Source organism: Agrobacterium sp. SORGH_AS_0745, assembly GCF_030818995.1.
Taxonomy (GTDB): Bacteria; Pseudomonadota; Alphaproteobacteria; order Rhizobiales; family Rhizobiaceae; genus Agrobacterium; species Agrobacterium tumefaciens.
On the sequence record NZ_JAUTBI010000001.1, the window covers coordinates 1,494,370 to 1,512,139 of the forward strand.

Consider the following 17,770-nt stretch of genomic DNA (forward strand, 5'->3'; position numbering starts at 1 on the left):
AAGAGGCCCTGCCTGCGGCGGGGCAACAGTGGAGTGAGGATATGACGAAGATCGCACTGGCCATTCACGGTGGTTGCGGGGTTATGCCGGAAGACAGCATGACTCCGGAGGAATGGGAAGCGGCGCGCCACGATCTGGCGGGGGCACTGCGCGCCGGTTATGGTGTGCTCAAGGCTGGCGGAACTGCGCTGGAAGCGGTTGAGGCGGCAGTCGTCGTTATGGAGGACAGCCCGCATTTCAACGCAGGCCATGGGGCGGCGCTCAACGAGAATGGCATTCACGAACTCGACGCGTCGATCATGGATGGCAAGACCCTTGCGGCAGGCGCAATCAGCGCCTCCCGCGCCATCCGCAACCCGGTGAAGGCGGCCCGGGTGCTAATGGAGGACGAACGCGCAGTCTATCTCACCGGTGAAGCGGCTGACCGGTTTGCGCAGGAGAAGGGGCTTGCCACGGAGCCTCAATCCTACTTCACCACGCAAAAGCGTGTCGAGGCGCTGGCGGCCATGAAGGCCCATGCCACGGCAGGTACGGAAGCGACGGAAAACGAAAAACACGGAACCGTCGGTGCCGTGGCACTCGATGCTGCTGGGCATCTCGCAGCCGCGACATCCACCGGCGGCTACACCAACAAGCCTGACGGCCGGGTGGGTGACAGCCCTGTGATCGGGGCGGGCACCTATGCACGCGACGGCGCCTGCGCCGTTTCCGGCACCGGCAAGGGTGAATTTTTCATCCGTTACGTCGTCGGCCATGAGATCGCGTCCCGTGTCGCCTATCTCGGGCAGGATCTGGAAACCGCCGCCGGCAACCTCGTCCACAAGGATCTGGCGCCCTACGATATCGGTGCGGGTCTTGTCGCCATCGATGCCGAAGGCGGCATTGCCGCACCCTATAATACGCCCGGCATGTTCCGGGGCTGGGTGACTCCAACAGGAGAGGCCCGTGTTGCCACCCACGACAGGGTCTATGACGTGGAATTGTAACCGGCGACCGACCGGGCCGAATGACAATGCTAAAAAAACCGGTGACATGAAGGCCTATCGGCGGCAAAAGGTCTGAACCGAAACCGGCTCGTCTTTTCATCCCATGGTGCTGGCCTCATGAATATCAAGCAGCTCGAAGTCCTTCGCACGCTTCTTTCCACCGGCTCGACCATCGCCACCGCCAAGGCCATGGGGCTAAGCCAGTCCGGTATCAGCCGGCTTCTGGCTCAGCTCGAGGCGGACCTGTCGCTGACGCTGTTTGCCCGTGACAAGGGGCGGCTGATCCCGACGCCGGAGGCAGCGCTTCTCGCGCGTGACGCGGAAAATGTGCTGCTTGCTGTCGATCGCATGTCCGGCCACGCCGAAGATCTGCGCAATGGTGCTGCCGGTCCGGAAATCGTCCGCATCGGCCTGCCGAGCAGCATGTGGGAGAACTTCGCGCCCGCCATGCTGATAGACTATGTCAGGGATTTCCCCGGCGTGCGCATCGAGACTTTTTTTGAAACGACCACCGCCATCAACAGGCTGGTTGGCGAGCGGGTGATCGACCTCGGTTTCCTGCGCATGGAAGGTGAGATTGGACCGGGCATTGATGTCGAGCGTGTCGCCACAGGCAAAAGCGTCTGCGTGGTCCGTCAGGATCACCCTTTAGCCGAGCTTACCGAGATAACGGTGAAGGACCTGCGCAACATTCCGCTCATTCTGATCGGCCGGCAGCGGCCGAACCGCATGGCGCTCGAGCAGGTCTTCAAGAAGGCGGGCGTCAAGCCCATGGTGAAGATCGAGACCCACACCAACAGTTCCGCATGTGCATATGTCGCGCATGGTCTGGGCGTTACGATCATCAGCAGTTTTTATGCTAACCTCTACAGGCACCTCCCCGTCGTGGCGCTGCCCTTCATTCCGCAATCAACGCAGGAGTTCGGTCTTGCCCGGGCATCGGGCGCACCGCTGTCCATCGCGGCGCAGGCACTCAGCGACGCCTTGAAGCAGCAAATCCAGCTTTCGCAAAAAATCGACTGAAAACAGGGTTTTTCACGAGAAATCTCATTGTCCCTGTCAGGATGAAACGTGCCACCATTCTGCATAGGCATATGACGTTTATGCATAATATTGCGCGTTATTTATCAATCCGTCATAGTCATTCGCAACGAAACCGATAGAGGCGGGAGCACGTTCCCGGCCATCAATCGTGGGGAACCGATGATAAGATTCATACTGAGCCGTCTTTTGATGGCGCTGCCGACGATCGCCTTTGTGTCGATCACGGTCTTTGCGCTCATCCGCTTCATTCCGGGTGATCCGGCCGCCCTGATGCTGGGCGACATGGCGCAACCGGAACAGATCGAGGCGATGAGAACAGAGCTTGGTCTCGACAAGTCCATGCCGCAACAGTTCGTCATCTGGGCGGGCAATGTGGTGCAGGGCGATTTCGGCCGGTCCATCGTCAACGACGAGGCAGTATTGCCGCTGGTCGTGTCGCGGTTCCTCGTCAGTGCTGAGATCGTCGTCGTCGCCGTTCTGCTGGCCAGCCTGATTGCGGTTCCGGCGGGTGTGATCGCCGCCTGGAAACAGAACAGCCTGACCGATCTTGCACTGGTTGGAACGGCAACCCTGCTTTTGTCCATACCGACATTCTGGCTCGGGCTTCTGCTTCTGCTGTTCTTCGGCCTAAAGCTCGGCTGGCTGCCGGTGCTGGGATACGTGTCGATCAGCGACAATCTCGTTGGCGGCATGCTCTATCTCGTCCTGCCTGTCATGACGCTGGTGATCCACGAAATGGGTGTTCTGATCCGCATGGCCCGCGCCTCCACGCTTGAAGTGCTGCGGCTGGATTACATTACCCATGCCCGCGCCAAGGGACTTTCGGAGAGCGCCGTCCTCTGGCGGCACGCCTTCAAGAATGCCTTTGGTCCGACATGGACGATGATCGGCCTCATCCTCGGCAATCTTCTCGGCGGCATCGCCGTCATCGAGACGGTCTTTACCATTCCGGGGCTCGGGCGGCTGATGGTCGACAGTATCTTTGCGCGTGACTACCCCGTCATACAGGGCTGCCTGCTGTTCGTTTCCCTGTCCTACGTGCTGGTCAATCTCTTCGTCGACCTTCTTTATCCCCTCTTCGATCCGCGTGTGGTTGCCGAATGAAAAAGTTCACACTCAACGGGCTTATCGGCGGCGTTCTCATCGGCCTCCTGCTCATCACCGCCATTACCGGCCTGTTCTGGACGCCCTATGATCCGATGAAGCTCGGTTTCGCCTCGCGGCTGGCCGCGCCCGGTCCCAGCCATCTTCTCGGCACCGACGAATTCGGGCGCGATGTTCTCAGCCGCCTGATGGTCGGCGCGCGTGCCAGCGTCTGGATCGGCTTCCTGACGGTCAGCTTCGCGACGATCTGCGGCACTCTGATCGGTCTTGTCAGTGGTTATGCGCGCGGCTGGGTTGATGGCGTCATCATGGCCATCAACAATGCGCTTCTCGCTTTTCCCGGCATTCTCCTGGCGCTTGGCCTTCTCGCGGTCTTTGGTGCCAACCAGTACGGCATCATCTTTGCGCTCGGCATCGCCTACACGCCGTCCATGGCCCGCGTGGTGCGTGGCGCGGTATTGTCGCTGCGTGAGCGCGAGTTCATCGAGGCATCGCTGGTGATGGGCAATGGCGAGATCTACACCATGTTCCGCCACATCCTGCCCAATTGCATCGCGCCGATCACGGTGCTTGCCACGTCCATGTTCGGCTGGGCAATCCTCTCGGAAAGCGCACTGTCCTTCCTGGGCCTTGGCGTGCCGCCGCCGGCCCCCACTTGGGGCAACATGCTGGCCGCTGGCCGGCCCTTCATCCAGCAGGCCGTCTGGCTCGGGCTTTTCCCCGGTCTCTGCATCGCGCTGACACTGCTCGGCATCAATCTTCTGGGCGATGCCCTTCGCGACAGGCTTGACCCGCGCATGAGAGGTCTCAAATGACGGACAATACTCTTCTTACCGTGCGCGGCCTTTCGCTGGAGGTCGCGGGAAGCGGCCACCGGGTAGTCAAGGATGTTTCCTTCGATATTGCGCCTGGCGAAATCTTCGGCATCGTCGGCGAAAGCGGATCGGGAAAGACGCTGGCCACCCGCGCGCTCATCTCGCTTCTGCCCCCGGCAATTGCCGTCACCGGCGGATCGGTCATCTACAAGGGAAGGGACGTGATGTCCCTGCCGGCAAGGGAACTTCGCCGCCTGCGCGGCGCGGAAATCGGCGTCGTTTTCCAGGAGCCGATGACCTCCCTCAATCCGTCGATGACGATTGGCCGGCAGCTGGAAGAAGGCCTGATCCTTCACACCAAGTTATTGCCGGAAGAGCGCCGCGAGAAAATTCTCGAGATGCTGAGACGGGTTGGTATCCGCGATCCCGAAGGGGCGCTTGCTGCCTATCCGCATGAGTTTTCCGGCGGCATGCGCCAGCGCATCATGCTGGCCTCGGTCATGCTCCTGAAACCGGCGCTGCTGATCGCCGACGAGCCGACGACGGCGCTCGATGCCGTCATCCAGCGCGACGTCATGGAACTGATGGTCGAACTGACACGGGCGGAGGGAACAGCCGTCCTTCTCATCAGCCATGACCTGCCGATGGTGGCCCGCTATACGAGCCGTATCGTGGTTATGGAGAAGGGCGCGATTGTCGAACAGGGTCGCACCGAAGACCTGCTCGATGCGCCGCAGCATCCCTATACGAAAAAGCTGCTTTCCTCTTTGCCCTTCCGGGGCGAGCCGCGTGTCGTCGACACCAGCAAGGCGCCGATGATTTCAGCCCGAAACATTGTTGTCGATTATGCCGGACGCAAGTCACTGCTGAAGAAAGCCAAGCCGAAGCGGGCGCTGCACGGGGTCAGCATCGATATTCACGAAGGTGAAGTCGTGGCACTGGTCGGTGGCTCCGGCTCCGGCAAGACCACGCTTGGCCGCACCATTGCCGGTCTCGTAAAGGAAAGCGAAGGGCAGATCCAGTTTCAGGGGCGGGAACGCAAAGAGGACTGGAACGACTATCGCCTGAATTGCCAGATGGTGTTTCAGGATCCCTATTCCTCGCTCGATCCGCGAATGACCATTCAGGCGCTGGTGGAGGAGGCGTTGCGTCTCGTCCCCGGCCTGGATCAGGCCGCCAAGCGCAAGCGGGCGCTGGAAACGCTGGAAGAGGTGGGGCTTGGCGCAGACTATGCCAGCCGTTATCCGCACGAGCTTTCCGGCGGCCAACGCCAGCGCGTGGCGATTGCCCGTGCCATTGCCCGCCGTCCGCGGTTCCTGATCGCCGACGAACCGGTTTCCGCCCTTGACGTGACGGTGCGGGCGCAGGTGCTCGATCTCTTTTCCGATCTGCAGAAACGTTACGGTTTTTCCTGCCTGTTCATCAGCCACGATCTCGGCGTGGTCGAACAGGTGGCCGACCGTGTCGTCGTCATGCAGGACGGCCGTATCATCGAAGAGGGCGACCGCGACACGATTTTCGACAGCCCGAGAGAGGCCTACACACGCCGGCTCCTCTCGGCCATTCCCGCCCTCGACCAGAACGACAAGGGCGGTGTGACACTCAAATGGCGTCTGGAAGAAGAAGTTTAACAGGAAGATGACAATGACTGTGGCTGCCCAACTGAATGCTATCTGTGATGCACAGCCTTTTGTGACGCGCTTCATGGTGCGCAATCTCCTGTCCGGCGAAGAGATCGGACGGGGAGAAAACGAGGAGACCCCATCGGGCAGCACCCGCAAGACGTCGATCATGATGGCAGTGCTCAAGGCTGCCAGCGAAGGGCGGCTCGATCTCGACCAGCCGGTCACCTACGAGAAGAGGCTGGCGGAAGAGGTGGCCAGCGGCATGTTCCGCTATCTGACGCCGGGCATCGTCATTTCCCTGCGCGATGCGCTCGCCGGCATGATGGTGCTGAGCGACAATGTCTGCACCAAGATGGTGCTGGAGCGGCTGACGCTTGAGGAGGTGGACAGCTATTGCAAGACGCTCGGCATGGCCAATACCCACCACCGTTTCCTCATTCCGCCGTTGGCGCTGGCGGCAGATCATCCGCTGAAGACCGTCACGACCACCTCGGCGGCGGACCAGGTACTACTGCTTCAGACCATTCTCGATGCCCAGTCCTCGCCAGAGGCGCAGGCAAAGCTCGGCTGCAGCCCGCAATTGTGCGGCTGGGCAATGCAGACGCTGAAAAACCAGATATTGCGCTACGGAATCCGCTCCCGCCTGCCGTTCGAGGCTGTGGTGGCGAGCAAGAGCGGACGCGGCAAGCGCGGGCGTATGGACGCCGGCATCGTCTACAGAAACGGCGCGCCGTCTTTCATCATCACCGCCTATACCGATGAAGTGCCGCAGGTGATGCCTGACGGCACGCCGGGATACACCATCGCGCTAGAAACGATCGGCCGGCTGGCGCAGGCCTGCTGGGACGGCTTTCAACAATGATAATCAACGATAACAAAGAGGGTAGAACAGTGAACAAACTTCTTCTCGCAGGCGCGGCCCTGCTCGTAACAGCCAATATCGCGGCGGCTCGCGACATCACCATCGCGCAGAGCTCCGATCTGCGCAGCAGCAATCCCGGCGTCAATCGTGACGGCAATACGGACGGGGTGATCCTGCACATCGTCGAAGGCCTCGTCGGTTATAACAATGGCGGCGAAGTAAAGCCGCTGCTTGCCGAGAGCTTCGAGGTTTCGCCAGATGGCCTCACCTATACGTTCAAGCTGCGCGCGGATGTAAAATTCCATAACGGCAAGCCGTTCACCGCAGAAGATGTCGTCTGGAACTGGACGCGCTATCTGAAGCCCGAAACCAAATGGGCCTGCCTGAATGATTTCGTGGAAGGCGGTGCCGCGCATGTCACCGGCGTCAAGGCCACGGACGCCTCCACGGTTCAGATTACGCTTGAAAAGCCGTCAGCCGTTTTCCTCGGCCTGATGTCGCGGCCCGAATGCGGTTATACCGGCATGATCTCGCCGGAATCTGTTGCCGCTGACGGCAGCTTCGTCAAGCCCATCGGCACCGGTCCGTTCCAGTGGAACGAATGGAAGAAGGGTGAATATATCCGCCTCGCCAAATTCGCGGATTATGTTTCGCCTGTAAATGACGGCAAGCCGGATGGCATGGTCGGCTCCAAGCGGCCGCTGGCCGACGGCATCAAGTTCATGGTTATTCCTGACGCCTCGACCGTGAAGGCGGGCCTCGAATCCGGCGTGCTCGACACCGCCGAGATTTCTCCCGATCTCATTCCGGAGTTCAAGACGAATGAGAAGATGCAGCTCATTGTTGCCCGCAACAACGGCAAGAACCTTTTCTATATTCAGACCCGCGACAAGGTGCTGAGCAATCCAGGCGTGCGCCGCGCCATGGCGATGGCGCTTGATCTCGATGAACTGGTCGCCGCCGCATCGAACGGTACGGGCGAAGCCAACGGCTCGATGGTTTCGCAGGACTCGGTCTATTTCGATGAGACCCAGAAGAAGCGTCCGGCCTATGACATCGAGGCAGCCAAGAAGGAACTGGAGGCAGCCGGTTACAAGGGCGAGCCGATCTCTATCATCGCCAACAAGCGCGGCAATGTGCCGAGTTTTCCGGCAGCCGTCATGGCGCAGGCCATGATGCAGCAGGCGGGTTTGAACGTACAGATCGAGGTGCTGGACTATGCCACGCAGGTGGATCGTCGCCGTTCTGGCAATTATCAGGTGATCTCGCAGTCTGTCGCGCCGCGTCTCGATCCGGCCCTGATGTATGCATTCTACGTCGGGAACAAGGACAAGAACGCCTCCCTGATGTGGGATGATCCGAAGGCGATCGAGCTGATGAAGGCTGCCTATGTTGAGGCCGACCAGGCGAAGCGCCAGAAGATTTTCGACGAGTTTCACGAACTGATGCTGAAGGAAATGCCCGGCATCTTCCTTTACGACATGGTCGATGTCTGGGGCGCGACCAAGAAGCTCAAGGGTCAGCCGGTCTGGCAGTCGAACGCCCGCCTCTGGGAAGTCTCGGTCGACAACTGATCCAATATTGCCCGCGCCGGAAGCAAAGCCCGGCGCGGGCATTTGCCATCATGACCGTAATGATTTGGCGGCCCCCCCGCCGAAGCGTTTGCGTGCGCCCTTAAAGGGCAGGAATGCGAGGACAAGCCATGAACCGTGAAGCCGTGATGTCGATTGCCGCCGAAATCGAGTCAATGAAGCCACATTTCACCACTTTGAGCGACAGCATCTGGGATTTTGCCGAACTCAAATTCGAGGAGAGGCAATCTGCCGGGGTTCTAGCAAACGCGCTTGAGGAGAACGGCTTTGTGGTCCGCCGCGGTGTAGCTGGCATGGACACGGCCTTCATCGGTGAATTCGGCCACGGCAAGCCGGTTATTGCCTTCCTCGGCGAATTTGATGCGCTTGCTGGCATGAGCCAGATGGCCGGCGTGGCCGAGGCAAAACCGCTTCAACCCGACGCCTCCGGCCATGGCTGCGGCCACAATCTGCTCGGCGTCGGCTCGCTGATGGCCGCTATCGCACTTGCCCGGCATCTGAAAGCCAACAACCTGCCCGGCACGGTGCGTTATTATGGCTGCCCCGGCGAAGAGGGCGGTTCCGGCAAGACTTTCATGGTGCGCGCCGGTCTGTTTGACGATGTCGATGCGGCTTTGACATGGCATCCCGCGCCCTTCAACGGCGTGCGCTCCACCAACAATCTCGCGGTGCTGGAATATTTTTATCGTTTCAAGGGCGTTGCTTCCCATGCCTCCAACGCCGCCCATCTTGGTCGCTCGGCGCTCGATGCCGTTGAACTGATGAATGTCGGCGTCAATTTCCTGCGCGAACACATGCCGCAGGATTGCCGGGTGCATTATGCGATCACCGATGCCGGCGGCAAAGCGGCAAATGTGGTGCAGGCAAAGGCCGAAGTGCTCTATCTGATCCGCGCACCTGAAATGCGCCAGGCGCTCGATCTCGCAGCCCGTGTGGACAAGGTCGCGCGTGGTGCGGCCATGATGACCGAAACAGAGGTGGAGATCGTCTTCGATACCGCCTCCACCAATCTCCTGCCCAACATCACGCTCGAAACGGCGATGCATGAAAACATGGTGGCGCTTGGACCGATAGCCTTCGACGAGGCCGATCAGGCCTTCGCCAAGGTCATTCAGGACACGTTCACGGAAGAGGCGATCAAAAGCAGCATCCGGCTCTACCAGATCAAGGGCGACGTCTTTTCCAACGGGAAGATCGACGGGTCGACGCCGCTGCATCTCGGCCTGCGCGATTTCGAGGGGCAGTCGCATTTTCGTGCCGGCTCGACCGATGTCGGTGATGTCAGTTGGGTGACGCCGACAGCGCAATGCTGGACGCCCGCATGGGCAATCGGGACCAATCCGCATACATGGCAGGTGGTGGCGCAGGGCAAAAGCCCGGCCGCCCACAAAGCCATGGCACACGCCGCCAAGACGCTCGCATCGACAGGTCTTTCGCTGATGACCTCGCCCGAGCTGCTTGAAAGTGTCAAAAAAGAATGGCTGGAGAAAACCGAGGGCAGTGATTATGTCTGCCCCATTCCGGCGGATGTGATGCCCGGTTTTCACGATTAAGACGTGGCGCGTCTTTCGCGCCCGTCCAACTCTTCCACTTGTCCGTGATGTTTTATCGCAGGCAGCCCAGCGACTTCCGCGAAAGTGCTCAGCAAGCGCATGAGCCCCTCCGCCCACGCCAGGGCGGAGGGGCTATCCCCGTTTTCTCTGAAAACTCCTGGCCATCACCGCCTTGTGTGCCGTCTCGCTTCACGGCCACGAAGAAAGCATTGACGTTCGAACCAAAAATGGAATAAATATATCGAACAACAGAAATTCGGTTTCATTATTCCGTTTTCTGGATGTGAGGAGTTAGCGGCGGGCTCTCGGGTCCGTTTCCGGCTGGGAGAGGTGGCGCTGGACACCGAGGAGGAGAAAACAATGAAAAAGCTTATTATCAGTGCGGCTATGTCTGTGCTTTTGGGCACGGCGGCACATGCCGAGACCGTCGGTGTTTCGATGGCCCTGTTCGACGACAACTTCCTGACCGTGCTGCGCAACGGCATGCAGGATTATTCCAAGGAGCTGAAGGGCGTCACCCTGCAAGTTGAGGACGCGCAGAACGACGTTGCCAAGCAGCAGAGCCAGATCCAGAATTTCATCGCCTCCAAGGTCGATGCGATCATCGTCAATCCGGTTGATACGGATGCGACGGCGGCCATGTCGAAACTTGCTGCTGAAGCCAAGATTCCGCTGGTTTACGTCAACCGCCAGCCGGTAAACGTGGATTCCCTGCCAGACGGCCAGGCCTTCGTGGCATCGGAAGAAACCGTGGCCGGCACGCTTGAAACCAAGGAAGTCTGCCGCCTTCTCGGTGGCAAGGGCAAGGCCGTGATCATGATGGGCGAGTTGTCCAATCAGGGCGCGCGCATGCGCACGCAGGCCGTTCAAGATGTTCTGAAAACCGATGAATGCAAGGGCATTTCCGTGGTTGAAGAGCAGACGGCCAATTGGCAGCGCACGCAGGGTTCCGACCTCGTCACCAACTGGCTGTCCGGCGGTATCGAGTTCAATGCCGTCATTGCCAATAACGATGAAATGGCGATCGGCGCTATCCAGGCTCTGAAGGCCGCGGGCAAGGACATGAAGGAATATGTCGTTGCCGGTGTGGATGCCACGCAAGACGCTCTTGCCGCCATGCAGGCAGGCGATCTCGACGTGACGGTCTTCCAGGATGCGGCTGGCCAGGGCAAGGGTGCTCTCGATGCCGCACTGAAGCTCGTCAAGGGCGACAAGGTTGACAAGAAGGTCTACATTCCCTTCCAGCTCGTTACCCCGGAAAACGTCAAGGACTACGTAGCCAAGAACTGACGACCCTTTACCGGCATTTGCGACCGTTTCAAGCAATATCGGAAGCAAATGCCGGTTCTGGACGGCAGTCGGCGTGTCAGACGCCGAGTTGAACCAGGCTAGAATAGTATTTCAGTGAATTCAAAGTGTTACAGCGCTTATGTGTGTCTTGATCGGCACGGCGCTGTAAGCCTCCCCGGAGGATGGGCGCCTTTTGGCGAAACCTCTTCCCCCGGTCATTTTTGTCTATCGTGGAGGATAAGATGGTCGTCAGCCCATCGACAATGGCCGCCGTGCGCGCCAGCGGCGCCGTGCCCAATGCAGAATATCTTCTCGCAGCGGACGGCATACGCAAGGAATTTCCCGGCGTTGTCGCGCTGGATGACGTTTCGTTCCACCTCAAGCGCGGCACCGTGCATGCGCTGATGGGTGAGAATGGCGCCGGTAAATCGACGCTGATGAAGATTCTGGCAGGTATCTACCAGCCGGATGTCGGAGAAATTCGCCTGAAGGGCGCTGCGATACGCCTCGATTCACCGCTTGATGCGCTCGAAAACGGCATTGCGATGATCCATCAAGAACTCAACCTGATGGCCTACATGACGGTAGCGGAAAATATATGGATTCGCCGCGAGCCAAAAAACCGACTGGGCTTTATCGACCATGGCGAAATGTATCGCCGCACCCAGACATTGCTCGAAAGGCTCGGTATCGATCTCGATCCGGAAATGCGTGTCGGCGAACTATCGGTCGCAAGCCGGCAGATGGTCGAAATTGCCAAGGCGGTTTCCTACGATTCCGACGTTCTCATCATGGACGAACCGACGTCAGCGTTGACTGAGCGCGAGGTGGAACATCTGTTCCGCATCATCCGCGACCTCAGGGACCGCGGTATCGGCATCGTCTACATCACTCACAAGATGAATGAGCTTTTCGAGATCGCCGATGAGTTTTCCGTCTTTCGCGACGGCAAATATATCGGCACCCACGCGTCCACCGATGTGACGCGAGACGACATCATCCGCATGATGGTGGGGCGCGAAATTACCCAGATGTTCCCGAAGGAAGAGGTTCCGATCGGCGATGTGGTGCTGTCGGTCAAGAACCTGACGCTGAACGGCGTCTTCCATGACGTGTCATTTGATGTTCGCGCCGGGGAAATTCTAGGTGTCGCCGGCCTTGTCGGTTCTGGCCGCTCGAACGTGGCGGAAACGGTGTTCGGCGTTACGCCGGCGTCTTCTGGCACTGTGGAAATCAACGGCAAGCCTGTGTCGATCGCAAGTCCGACAGAGGCGATCCGTCACCGCATGGCGTTCCTGACGGAAGACCGCAAGGATACCGGCTGCCTGCTGATCCTCAATATTCTCGAGAACATGCAGATCGCGGTTCTACAGGACAAATATGTCACCAACGGCTTCGTGCAGGAAAAGACGCTTTCGGAAGCCTGCGACGACATGTGCCGCAAGCTCCGGGTTAAGACGCCCAATCTTTACGAGCGCATCGAAAACCTGTCGGGCGGCAATCAGCAGAAGGTGCTGATCGGGCGCTGGATGCTGACACAGCCACGCATCCTCATTCTGGATGAGCCGACGCGCGGGATCGATGTCGGGGCAAAAGCCGAAATCCACAAGCTGGTTGGCGAGATGGCGCGCAATGGCGTCGCCGTCATCATGATTTCCTCCGAAATGCCGGAGGTTCTGGGCATGAGCGACCGTATCATGGTCATGCATGAAGGTCGCGTGACGGGCTTCCTTGACAGAAGTGAAGCCACACAGGTGAAGGTGATGGATCTCGCATCGCGGTGAGGCGCGCCGGGATTTCTCGAGGAGGAATGACTATGAATACGAACGCCGCCGCCAACGCAGAGTTGGATGCAAAATCCGGGCGCAAGCCGCACAGGCGCATACCGCCCGAAGCAAATATATTTTTCGTGCTGATTGGCATCGCGCTGGTTTACGAAATTCTTGGCTGGATTTTCATCGGCCAGAGCTTTCTGATGAACCAGCAACGCCTGACGATCATGATCCTGCAGGTGTCGGTCATCGGCATCATCGCCGTCGGCGTCACGCAGGTCATCATCACCGGCGGCATCGATCTGTCCTCCGGTTCGGTCGTCGGTCTGACGGCGATGTTGTCCGCCAGCGTGGGGCAGGCCTCCACATGGCCGCGGGCGCTTTACCCGGGTCTGACCGATCTGCCTTTCTTCATGCCGCTGGCTGTCGGCATTCTGGCTGGCGCTTTGGCCGGTTTCATCAACGGGCAGCTTATAGCACGCACGAAAATCCCGCCCTTCATCGCAACCCTCGGCATGATGGTGACGGCGCGCGGCCTTTCCAAATGGTACACCAAGGGCCAACCGATTTCCGGTCTGACCGACGGTTTTACTTTCATCGGTACAGGTGTCTGGCCGGTCGTGGTTTTCCTCGTCGTCGCGGTTATTTTCCACGTCGCGCTGCGTTACACCCGTTACGGCAAGTTCACCTATGCCATTGGCGCCAACCAGCAGGCCGCCCGCGTTTCCGGTATCAATATTGAGGCGCATCTGATCAAGGTCTATGCCATTGCCGGCATGCTGGCCGGTCTTGCTGGTGTCGTCACCGCTGCCCGTGCACAGACGGCGCAGGCCGGCATGGGTGTGATGTATGAACTCGACGCCATCGCCGCGGCCGTTATCGGCGGCACTTCGCTCGCCGGCGGTGCTGGCCGTATTACCGGCACAGTGATCGGCACCATCATTCTCGGTGTCATGACATCCGGTTTCACGTTCCTCAGGGTCGATGCCTATTACCAGGAGATCGTCAAGGGACTGATCATCGTGGCCGCCGTCGTCGCTGACGTCTACCGCCAGAAGAAACGCGCAAAACGCTAAGCACTCCTCCTCCCGGACTTGGGGCAGGCCTTCAGGCTTGCCCCTTTTTTTGTCCTATCGACAAGGACCTGAATGGCCTTGGAGGGGAGGGGTCGGTTTCAGGTCTTGCTGTTCCGGTACTCGTGAACTGCCTTGCCGAAAGCTTCAAACAAAGCGCGCGAGGGTGCGTCTGTCTCGGCCCAATATTCCGGGTGCCATTGCACACCAACGGCAAAGCCCTTGGCATCAATGACGGAAACGGCCTCGATCGTGCCGTCTGCCGCCGTCGCCTCCACCTGCAGGCGTGGCGCGGTCTCGGCAATTGCCTGCCGGTGCAGCGAATTGATCTGGATTTCTCCCGACATGCCAAGATGCTGTGCAATGCAGGAGCCTTCGCGCACATGCACCGGCTGGCGGATGGCGAAGGCCACGTCGCGGTCCTCATGTTCCGGCTTGCGGTGGTCCCAAATTCCGGGCTGTTCCTGAATTTCGGAAGCAAGCGTGCCGCCCAGCGCGACGTTCAGCTCCTGAATGCCGCGACAGATGGCAAGCATCGGAATGCCGCGTTCCAACGCCCGGCGGATCAGCGGCAGGCTGGTGGCGTCGCGGGCTGGATCGAACGGACCGTCACTCTCCTGTGCCTCTTTTCCGTAAAGAGAAGGGTGAACATTGGTGGCCGAGCCGGAGACGAGCAGGCCATCGACCCGGTCGAGGATGGCATCGACCTCATTGCCGTCCTCAAAGGCCGGAACGATGAAGGACATGACATCAGCCACCTTCAGCGCCGCGGAAAGATACTGGTTCTGCGCGGCGTGCCAGTCGGCTCCGGTGAAATGCCGGATGTCGGCGGGGACGGCGATAATCGGTTTTGGCATGGTGGCTCCGGGGGCGAATCTTCGAAAATTTGTGCGACTGCAAGCGGGCCAAGTCAAGCATGTGTTTCGTCCTCGGAACGCGATATATGCGGCTAAAGTATAAGGCGGCATCGCGATATTTCAGTTGCAAATAAAATAGCGAAGAGGCCACCGAAAAAATCCTGATATGGCTGGTTTTCCGGCAATTAATTCTTGGCGCGGGTGCTTGTCATCTAGGCGGTAACCGTGCTTACTTTGCTGCGATGCCTGAACAGCACGAGGGGAATTCAAGCTGCGGGCAGCGTTGATATCTGGGAGGATATAGATGGATCGCCGTTCCTTTATGAAAAAAGGTGCGCTGGCGGGGGCTGCTGCGACAGCCTTGGCTGCGCCCGCAATTGCACAACAGAATACCAAGATCACCTGGCGACTGACGTCGTCGTTTCCGAAGTCTCTCGATACAATCTATGGCGGCGCCGAGGATATTGCCAAACATGTGGCGGCCGCTACCGACGGCAATTTCACCATCCAGCCCTTTGCGGCTGGCGAAATCGTGCCCGGCCTGCAAGCAGCCGATGCCGTATCATCGGGTACGGTGGAAATGTGCCATACCTGCTCCTATTATTACGTCGGCAAGGATCCGACCTTCGCTATCGGCACGGCGATACCGTTCGGTCTTAATGCCCGCCTGACCAATTCCTGGTTCTACGAAGGCAACGGCAACAAGCTGCTCAACGAGTTTTACGCCAAGCACAATCTCTACGGCATGATATCAGGCAATACCGGCGCCCAGATGGGCGGCTGGTTCCGCAAGGAAATCAACACCGTCGACGATTTCAAGGGTGTGAAGATGCGCATTGCCGGTCTTGCCGGCAAGGTGGTGGAAAAACTCGGCGTGGTCCCGCAGCAGATCGCCGGCGGCGACATCTATCCGGCGCTGGAAAAAGGCACCATTGATGCCGCCGAATGGGTTGGTCCGTATGACGATCACAAGCTCGGTTTCCAGAAGGTGGCGAAATATTATTATTACCCGGCCTTCTGGGAAGGCGGCCCGGTCATCCATTCCTTCGTCAATCTGGACAAGTGGAACAGCCTACCGAAGAATTACCAGACGGTGCTGCAGGATGCCTGCGCTTTCGCCAATACCAGCATGATGGCGAAATACGACGCGAAAAACCCGATCGCCATCAAGCAGCTGGTTTCGGAAGGTGCCGTGCTGCGGCCCTTCAGCCAGGAAATCCTCGAGGCCTGCTATAAGGCGGCGTTGGAAGTCTATGCCAATATTTCAGCAACCAACCCGGACTTCAAGAAGATCTACGAGGATCAGGTCGCCTTCAAGCGCGAGGGTTACCTGTGGATGCAGCTTGCGGAATATACTTTCGATACTTTCATGATGATCCAGCAGCGTAACGGCAAGCTCTGATTATTCGGTGCGGCGGACCGGACAAAAGCCTCGGGGACTTCGGTCTCCGGGGTTTTTGTTGTGCCGTCGCGCCTGCATCCTCCCGCTAGGAAAGGGCGATTGACGATTGGGGCTGTCGGAAGCAAAAGCAGCAGGCTCAGTGACCAGGCGCAGTCTCGGCAAGGATTGGCCACGCTGACCTCGGAAAAACCGGACAGGCTGGTCGATGACTGTCAGGTTCAATTTTCACACAGAGTAAATGGAAGGTAGGGGTGCAACCCTGTCTTCCACTCAGCAATGATCAGTTCTCCGAAAAATCCGTAAAAGACGCCGGTTAAGGCCCGATCTTCGGTGGTTCACCGAGGTTAGGCATGCCTGGCAACCCACCCGGCTGGCCTCCTGGCAGGCCGAAATTGGGCATGGTGTTGCCGCCCTGATTGCCGAAGGCAGGCACTTCGATCTTGATGGAGTTGAGGTCCACCTGGGGTGCTTTGTCCAACCAGTAGGTGACGGATTCCGGCCAGAAGATCACGATTGCGACGAGGATGAGCTGCATGCCGAGCCAAGGAATGGCACCCATGTAGATATCCGAGGTCTTGACCGTGCGCGGCGCGATTGAGCGCAGGTAAAACAGCGCGAAACCGAAGGGCGGGTGCATGAAGCTGGTCTGCATGTTGATGCAGATCAGCACGCCGAACCAGATCAGGTCGATGCCGAGCGCCTGCGCGATGGGTGCGAGCATCGGGATAACGATGAAGGCGATCTCGAAGAAATCGAGGAAGAAGGCGAGGAAGAAGATGAAGATGTTGACGAAGATCAGGAAGCCGATCGGGCCGCCCGGAATGCCCGACAACATGTGCTCGATCCACAGCGAACCGTCCATGCCCTGAAAGACGAGGGAAAAGCAGGTGGCGCCTACCAGAATGAACACCACCATGGACGTGATGTGCATGGTGGAATGCATACCCTGCTTGACGAGATCCCAGGTGAGGCGGCGGTGGGCTGCGGCCAGCGCCATGGCGCCGACGACGCCGAGCGCGCCGGCTTCCGTTGGTGTTGCAAGGCCGAGGAAGATGGTGCCGAGCACGAGGAAGATAAGCACGATGGAGGGCACCATGCCCGCCAGCACGCGAAATACCAGTGCACGGTTGAGTTCGCCCCGCGCTTCTGGCGGCAAAGCAGGCAAATCCTTCGGCCGCACGATCGACATGAACAGGATGAAGAGCATGAAGATGGCGACTTGCAGGATCGACGGGCCGATTGCGCCGAGATACATGTCGCCGACGGATTTACCGAGCTGGTCGGCAAGAACGATCAGCACGAGCGAAGGCGGAATGACCTGCGTGATGGTTCCCGACGCGGCGATGACGCCGGTGGCGAGGCGCGGATTGTAACCGTATTTCAGCATGATCGGCAGCGAGATGACGCCCATGGTGATGACGGAGGCGGCAACCGTGCCTGTGATCGCGCCAAGGATTGCGCCGACGATGATGACGGCATAGGCGAGGCCGCCGGGAATGGCGCCGAACAGCTTGCCCGTGCCTTCAAGCAAATCTTCGGCAAGCCCGCATCGCTCCAGGATCGCGCCCATGAAGGTGAAGAACGGAATGGCGAGCAGCAGGTCGTTCGAGACGATGCCGAAGATGCGCAGCGGCAAGGCCTGAAGGAAGGCCGGCGAAAAATGCTCGGTGAAGATACCGATGACGCCGAAAACCAGACCGACGGTGGCAAGAGAGAAAGCAACCGGAAATCCGTAGAGCATGAAGATGATCATGCCGAGGAACATCAGTGGCGGAAGAATTCCATATTCGAACAT

The 17,770-nt window shown here is 59.1% G+C and carries 14 protein-coding genes; 12 read left to right on the forward strand and 2 right to left on the reverse strand.

Features of this window, described 5'->3' with window-relative positions; translation table 11 throughout:
• The first annotated feature begins 41 nt into the window (after nt 1–41).
• The 11 genes from QE432_RS06850 to QE432_RS06900 all read left to right on the forward strand — a co-directional run bounded on the left by QE432_RS06850 (nt 42) and on the right by QE432_RS06900 (nt 13,719).
• Nucleotides 42–986: an isoaspartyl peptidase/L-asparaginase family protein gene (locus tag QE432_RS06850; protein WP_065687770.1), complete on the forward strand. Its 945-nt coding sequence runs from the start codon at nt 42–44 to the stop codon at nt 984–986.
• A gap of 117 nt (nt 987–1,103) precedes the next feature.
• Complete coding sequence (locus QE432_RS06855) at nt 1,104–2,009, forward strand: LysR family transcriptional regulator (protein WP_003511007.1); 906 nt, start codon at nt 1,104–1,106, stop codon at nt 2,007–2,009.
• Nucleotides 2,010–2,189: 180 nt separating this feature from the next.
• Nucleotides 2,190–3,134, forward strand: coding sequence for an ABC transporter permease (locus QE432_RS06860; RefSeq protein WP_003511005.1), 945 nt, complete (start codon nt 2,190–2,192; stop codon nt 3,132–3,134).
• A complete protein-coding gene (locus tag QE432_RS06865; protein ID WP_003511004.1) occupies nt 3,131–3,949 on the forward strand; it encodes an ABC transporter permease in 819 nt (272 codons plus the stop codon). The genes QE432_RS06860 and QE432_RS06865 overlap by 4 nt, the downstream gene beginning before the upstream one ends.
• The gene (locus QE432_RS06870; protein WP_025595614.1) at nt 3,946–5,580 is read left to right on the forward strand and encodes an ABC transporter ATP-binding protein; all 1,635 of its coding nucleotides are present in this window, start codon (nt 3,946–3,948) and stop codon (nt 5,578–5,580) included. The genes QE432_RS06865 and QE432_RS06870 overlap by 4 nt, the downstream gene beginning before the upstream one ends.
• 13 nt (nt 5,581–5,593) lie before the next feature.
• Complete coding sequence (locus QE432_RS06875; RefSeq protein ID WP_013761616.1) at nt 5,594–6,436, forward strand: serine hydrolase; 843 nt, start codon at nt 5,594–5,596, stop codon at nt 6,434–6,436.
• Between the two features lie 29 nt (nt 6,437–6,465).
• Nucleotides 6,466–8,010, forward strand: a complete 1,545-nt coding sequence (locus tag QE432_RS06880; RefSeq protein ID WP_025595617.1) for an ABC transporter substrate-binding protein — start codon at nt 6,466–6,468, stop codon at nt 8,008–8,010.
• A gap of 128 nt (nt 8,011–8,138) precedes the next feature.
• Nucleotides 8,139–9,581, forward strand: coding sequence for a M20 family metallopeptidase (locus QE432_RS06885; RefSeq protein ID WP_003510996.1), 1,443 nt, complete (start codon nt 8,139–8,141; stop codon nt 9,579–9,581).
• A 360-nt stretch (nt 9,582–9,941) separates the two neighbouring features.
• A complete protein-coding gene (locus QE432_RS06890; protein WP_065687769.1) occupies nt 9,942–10,871 on the forward strand; it encodes a sugar ABC transporter substrate-binding protein in 930 nt (309 codons plus the stop codon).
• A 242-nt stretch (nt 10,872–11,113) separates the two neighbouring features.
• Nucleotides 11,114–12,655 carry a sugar ABC transporter ATP-binding protein gene (locus QE432_RS06895; protein WP_025595621.1) on the forward strand — a complete coding sequence of 514 codons (1,542 nt, stop codon included), beginning with the start codon at nt 11,114–11,116 and terminating at the stop codon, nt 12,653–12,655.
• Between the two features lie 32 nt (nt 12,656–12,687).
• Nucleotides 12,688–13,719, forward strand: a complete 1,032-nt coding sequence (locus QE432_RS06900) for an ABC transporter permease (RefSeq protein ID WP_025595623.1) — start codon at nt 12,688–12,690, stop codon at nt 13,717–13,719.
• Nucleotides 13,720–13,817: 98 nt separating this feature from the next.
• On the opposite strand, the gene QE432_RS06905 is transcribed toward QE432_RS06900, so the two are convergent.
• Nucleotides 13,818–14,573, reverse strand: coding sequence for a gamma-glutamyl-gamma-aminobutyrate hydrolase family protein (locus QE432_RS06905; RefSeq protein ID WP_013761612.1), 756 nt, complete (start codon nt 14,571–14,573; stop codon nt 13,818–13,820).
• Nucleotides 14,574–14,877: 304 nt separating this feature from the next.
• Here QE432_RS06905 and QE432_RS06910 point away from each other — a divergent pair, with 304 nt between their 5' ends.
• A complete protein-coding gene (locus tag QE432_RS06910) occupies nt 14,878–15,975 on the forward strand; it encodes a TRAP transporter substrate-binding protein (RefSeq protein WP_003510986.1) in 1,098 nt (365 codons plus the stop codon).
• A gap of 313 nt (nt 15,976–16,288) precedes the next feature.
• Here QE432_RS06910 and QE432_RS06915 read toward each other — a convergent pair whose 3' ends face one another.
• Nucleotides 16,289–17,770 (reverse strand): TRAP transporter large permease, encoded by a 1,482-nt coding sequence (locus QE432_RS06915; protein ID WP_003510985.1) that lies wholly within the window; start codon nt 17,768–17,770, stop codon nt 16,289–16,291.

Coding starts and splice junctions, on each gene's coding strand:
- QE432_RS06900 (WP_025595623.1), top strand. CDS start 12,688: ATGAATACGAACGCCGCCGCCAACGCAGAGTTGGATGCAAAATCCGGG.
- QE432_RS06885 (WP_003510996.1), top strand. CDS start 8,139: ATGAACCGTGAAGCCGTGATGTCGATTGCCGCCGAAATCGAGTCAATG.
- QE432_RS06915 (WP_003510985.1), bottom strand. CDS start 17,770: ATGTTCGAATATGGAATTCTTCCGCCACTGATGTTCCTCGGCATGATC.
- QE432_RS06855 (WP_003511007.1), top strand. CDS start 1,104: ATGAATATCAAGCAGCTCGAAGTCCTTCGCACGCTTCTTTCCACCGGC.
- QE432_RS06895 (WP_025595621.1), top strand. CDS start 11,114: ATGGTCGTCAGCCCATCGACAATGGCCGCCGTGCGCGCCAGCGGCGCC.
- QE432_RS06875 (WP_013761616.1), top strand. CDS start 5,594: ATGACTGTGGCTGCCCAACTGAATGCTATCTGTGATGCACAGCCTTTT.
- QE432_RS06870 (WP_025595614.1), top strand. CDS start 3,946: ATGACGGACAATACTCTTCTTACCGTGCGCGGCCTTTCGCTGGAGGTC.
- QE432_RS06865 (WP_003511004.1), top strand. CDS start 3,131: ATGAAAAAGTTCACACTCAACGGGCTTATCGGCGGCGTTCTCATCGGC.
- QE432_RS06850 (WP_065687770.1), top strand. CDS start 42: ATGACGAAGATCGCACTGGCCATTCACGGTGGTTGCGGGGTTATGCCG.
- QE432_RS06910 (WP_003510986.1), top strand. CDS start 14,878: ATGGATCGCCGTTCCTTTATGAAAAAAGGTGCGCTGGCGGGGGCTGCT.
- QE432_RS06890 (WP_065687769.1), top strand. CDS start 9,942: ATGAAAAAGCTTATTATCAGTGCGGCTATGTCTGTGCTTTTGGGCACG.
- QE432_RS06860 (WP_003511005.1), top strand. CDS start 2,190: ATGATAAGATTCATACTGAGCCGTCTTTTGATGGCGCTGCCGACGATC.
- QE432_RS06905 (WP_013761612.1), bottom strand. CDS start 14,573: ATGCCAAAACCGATTATCGCCGTCCCCGCCGACATCCGGCATTTCACC.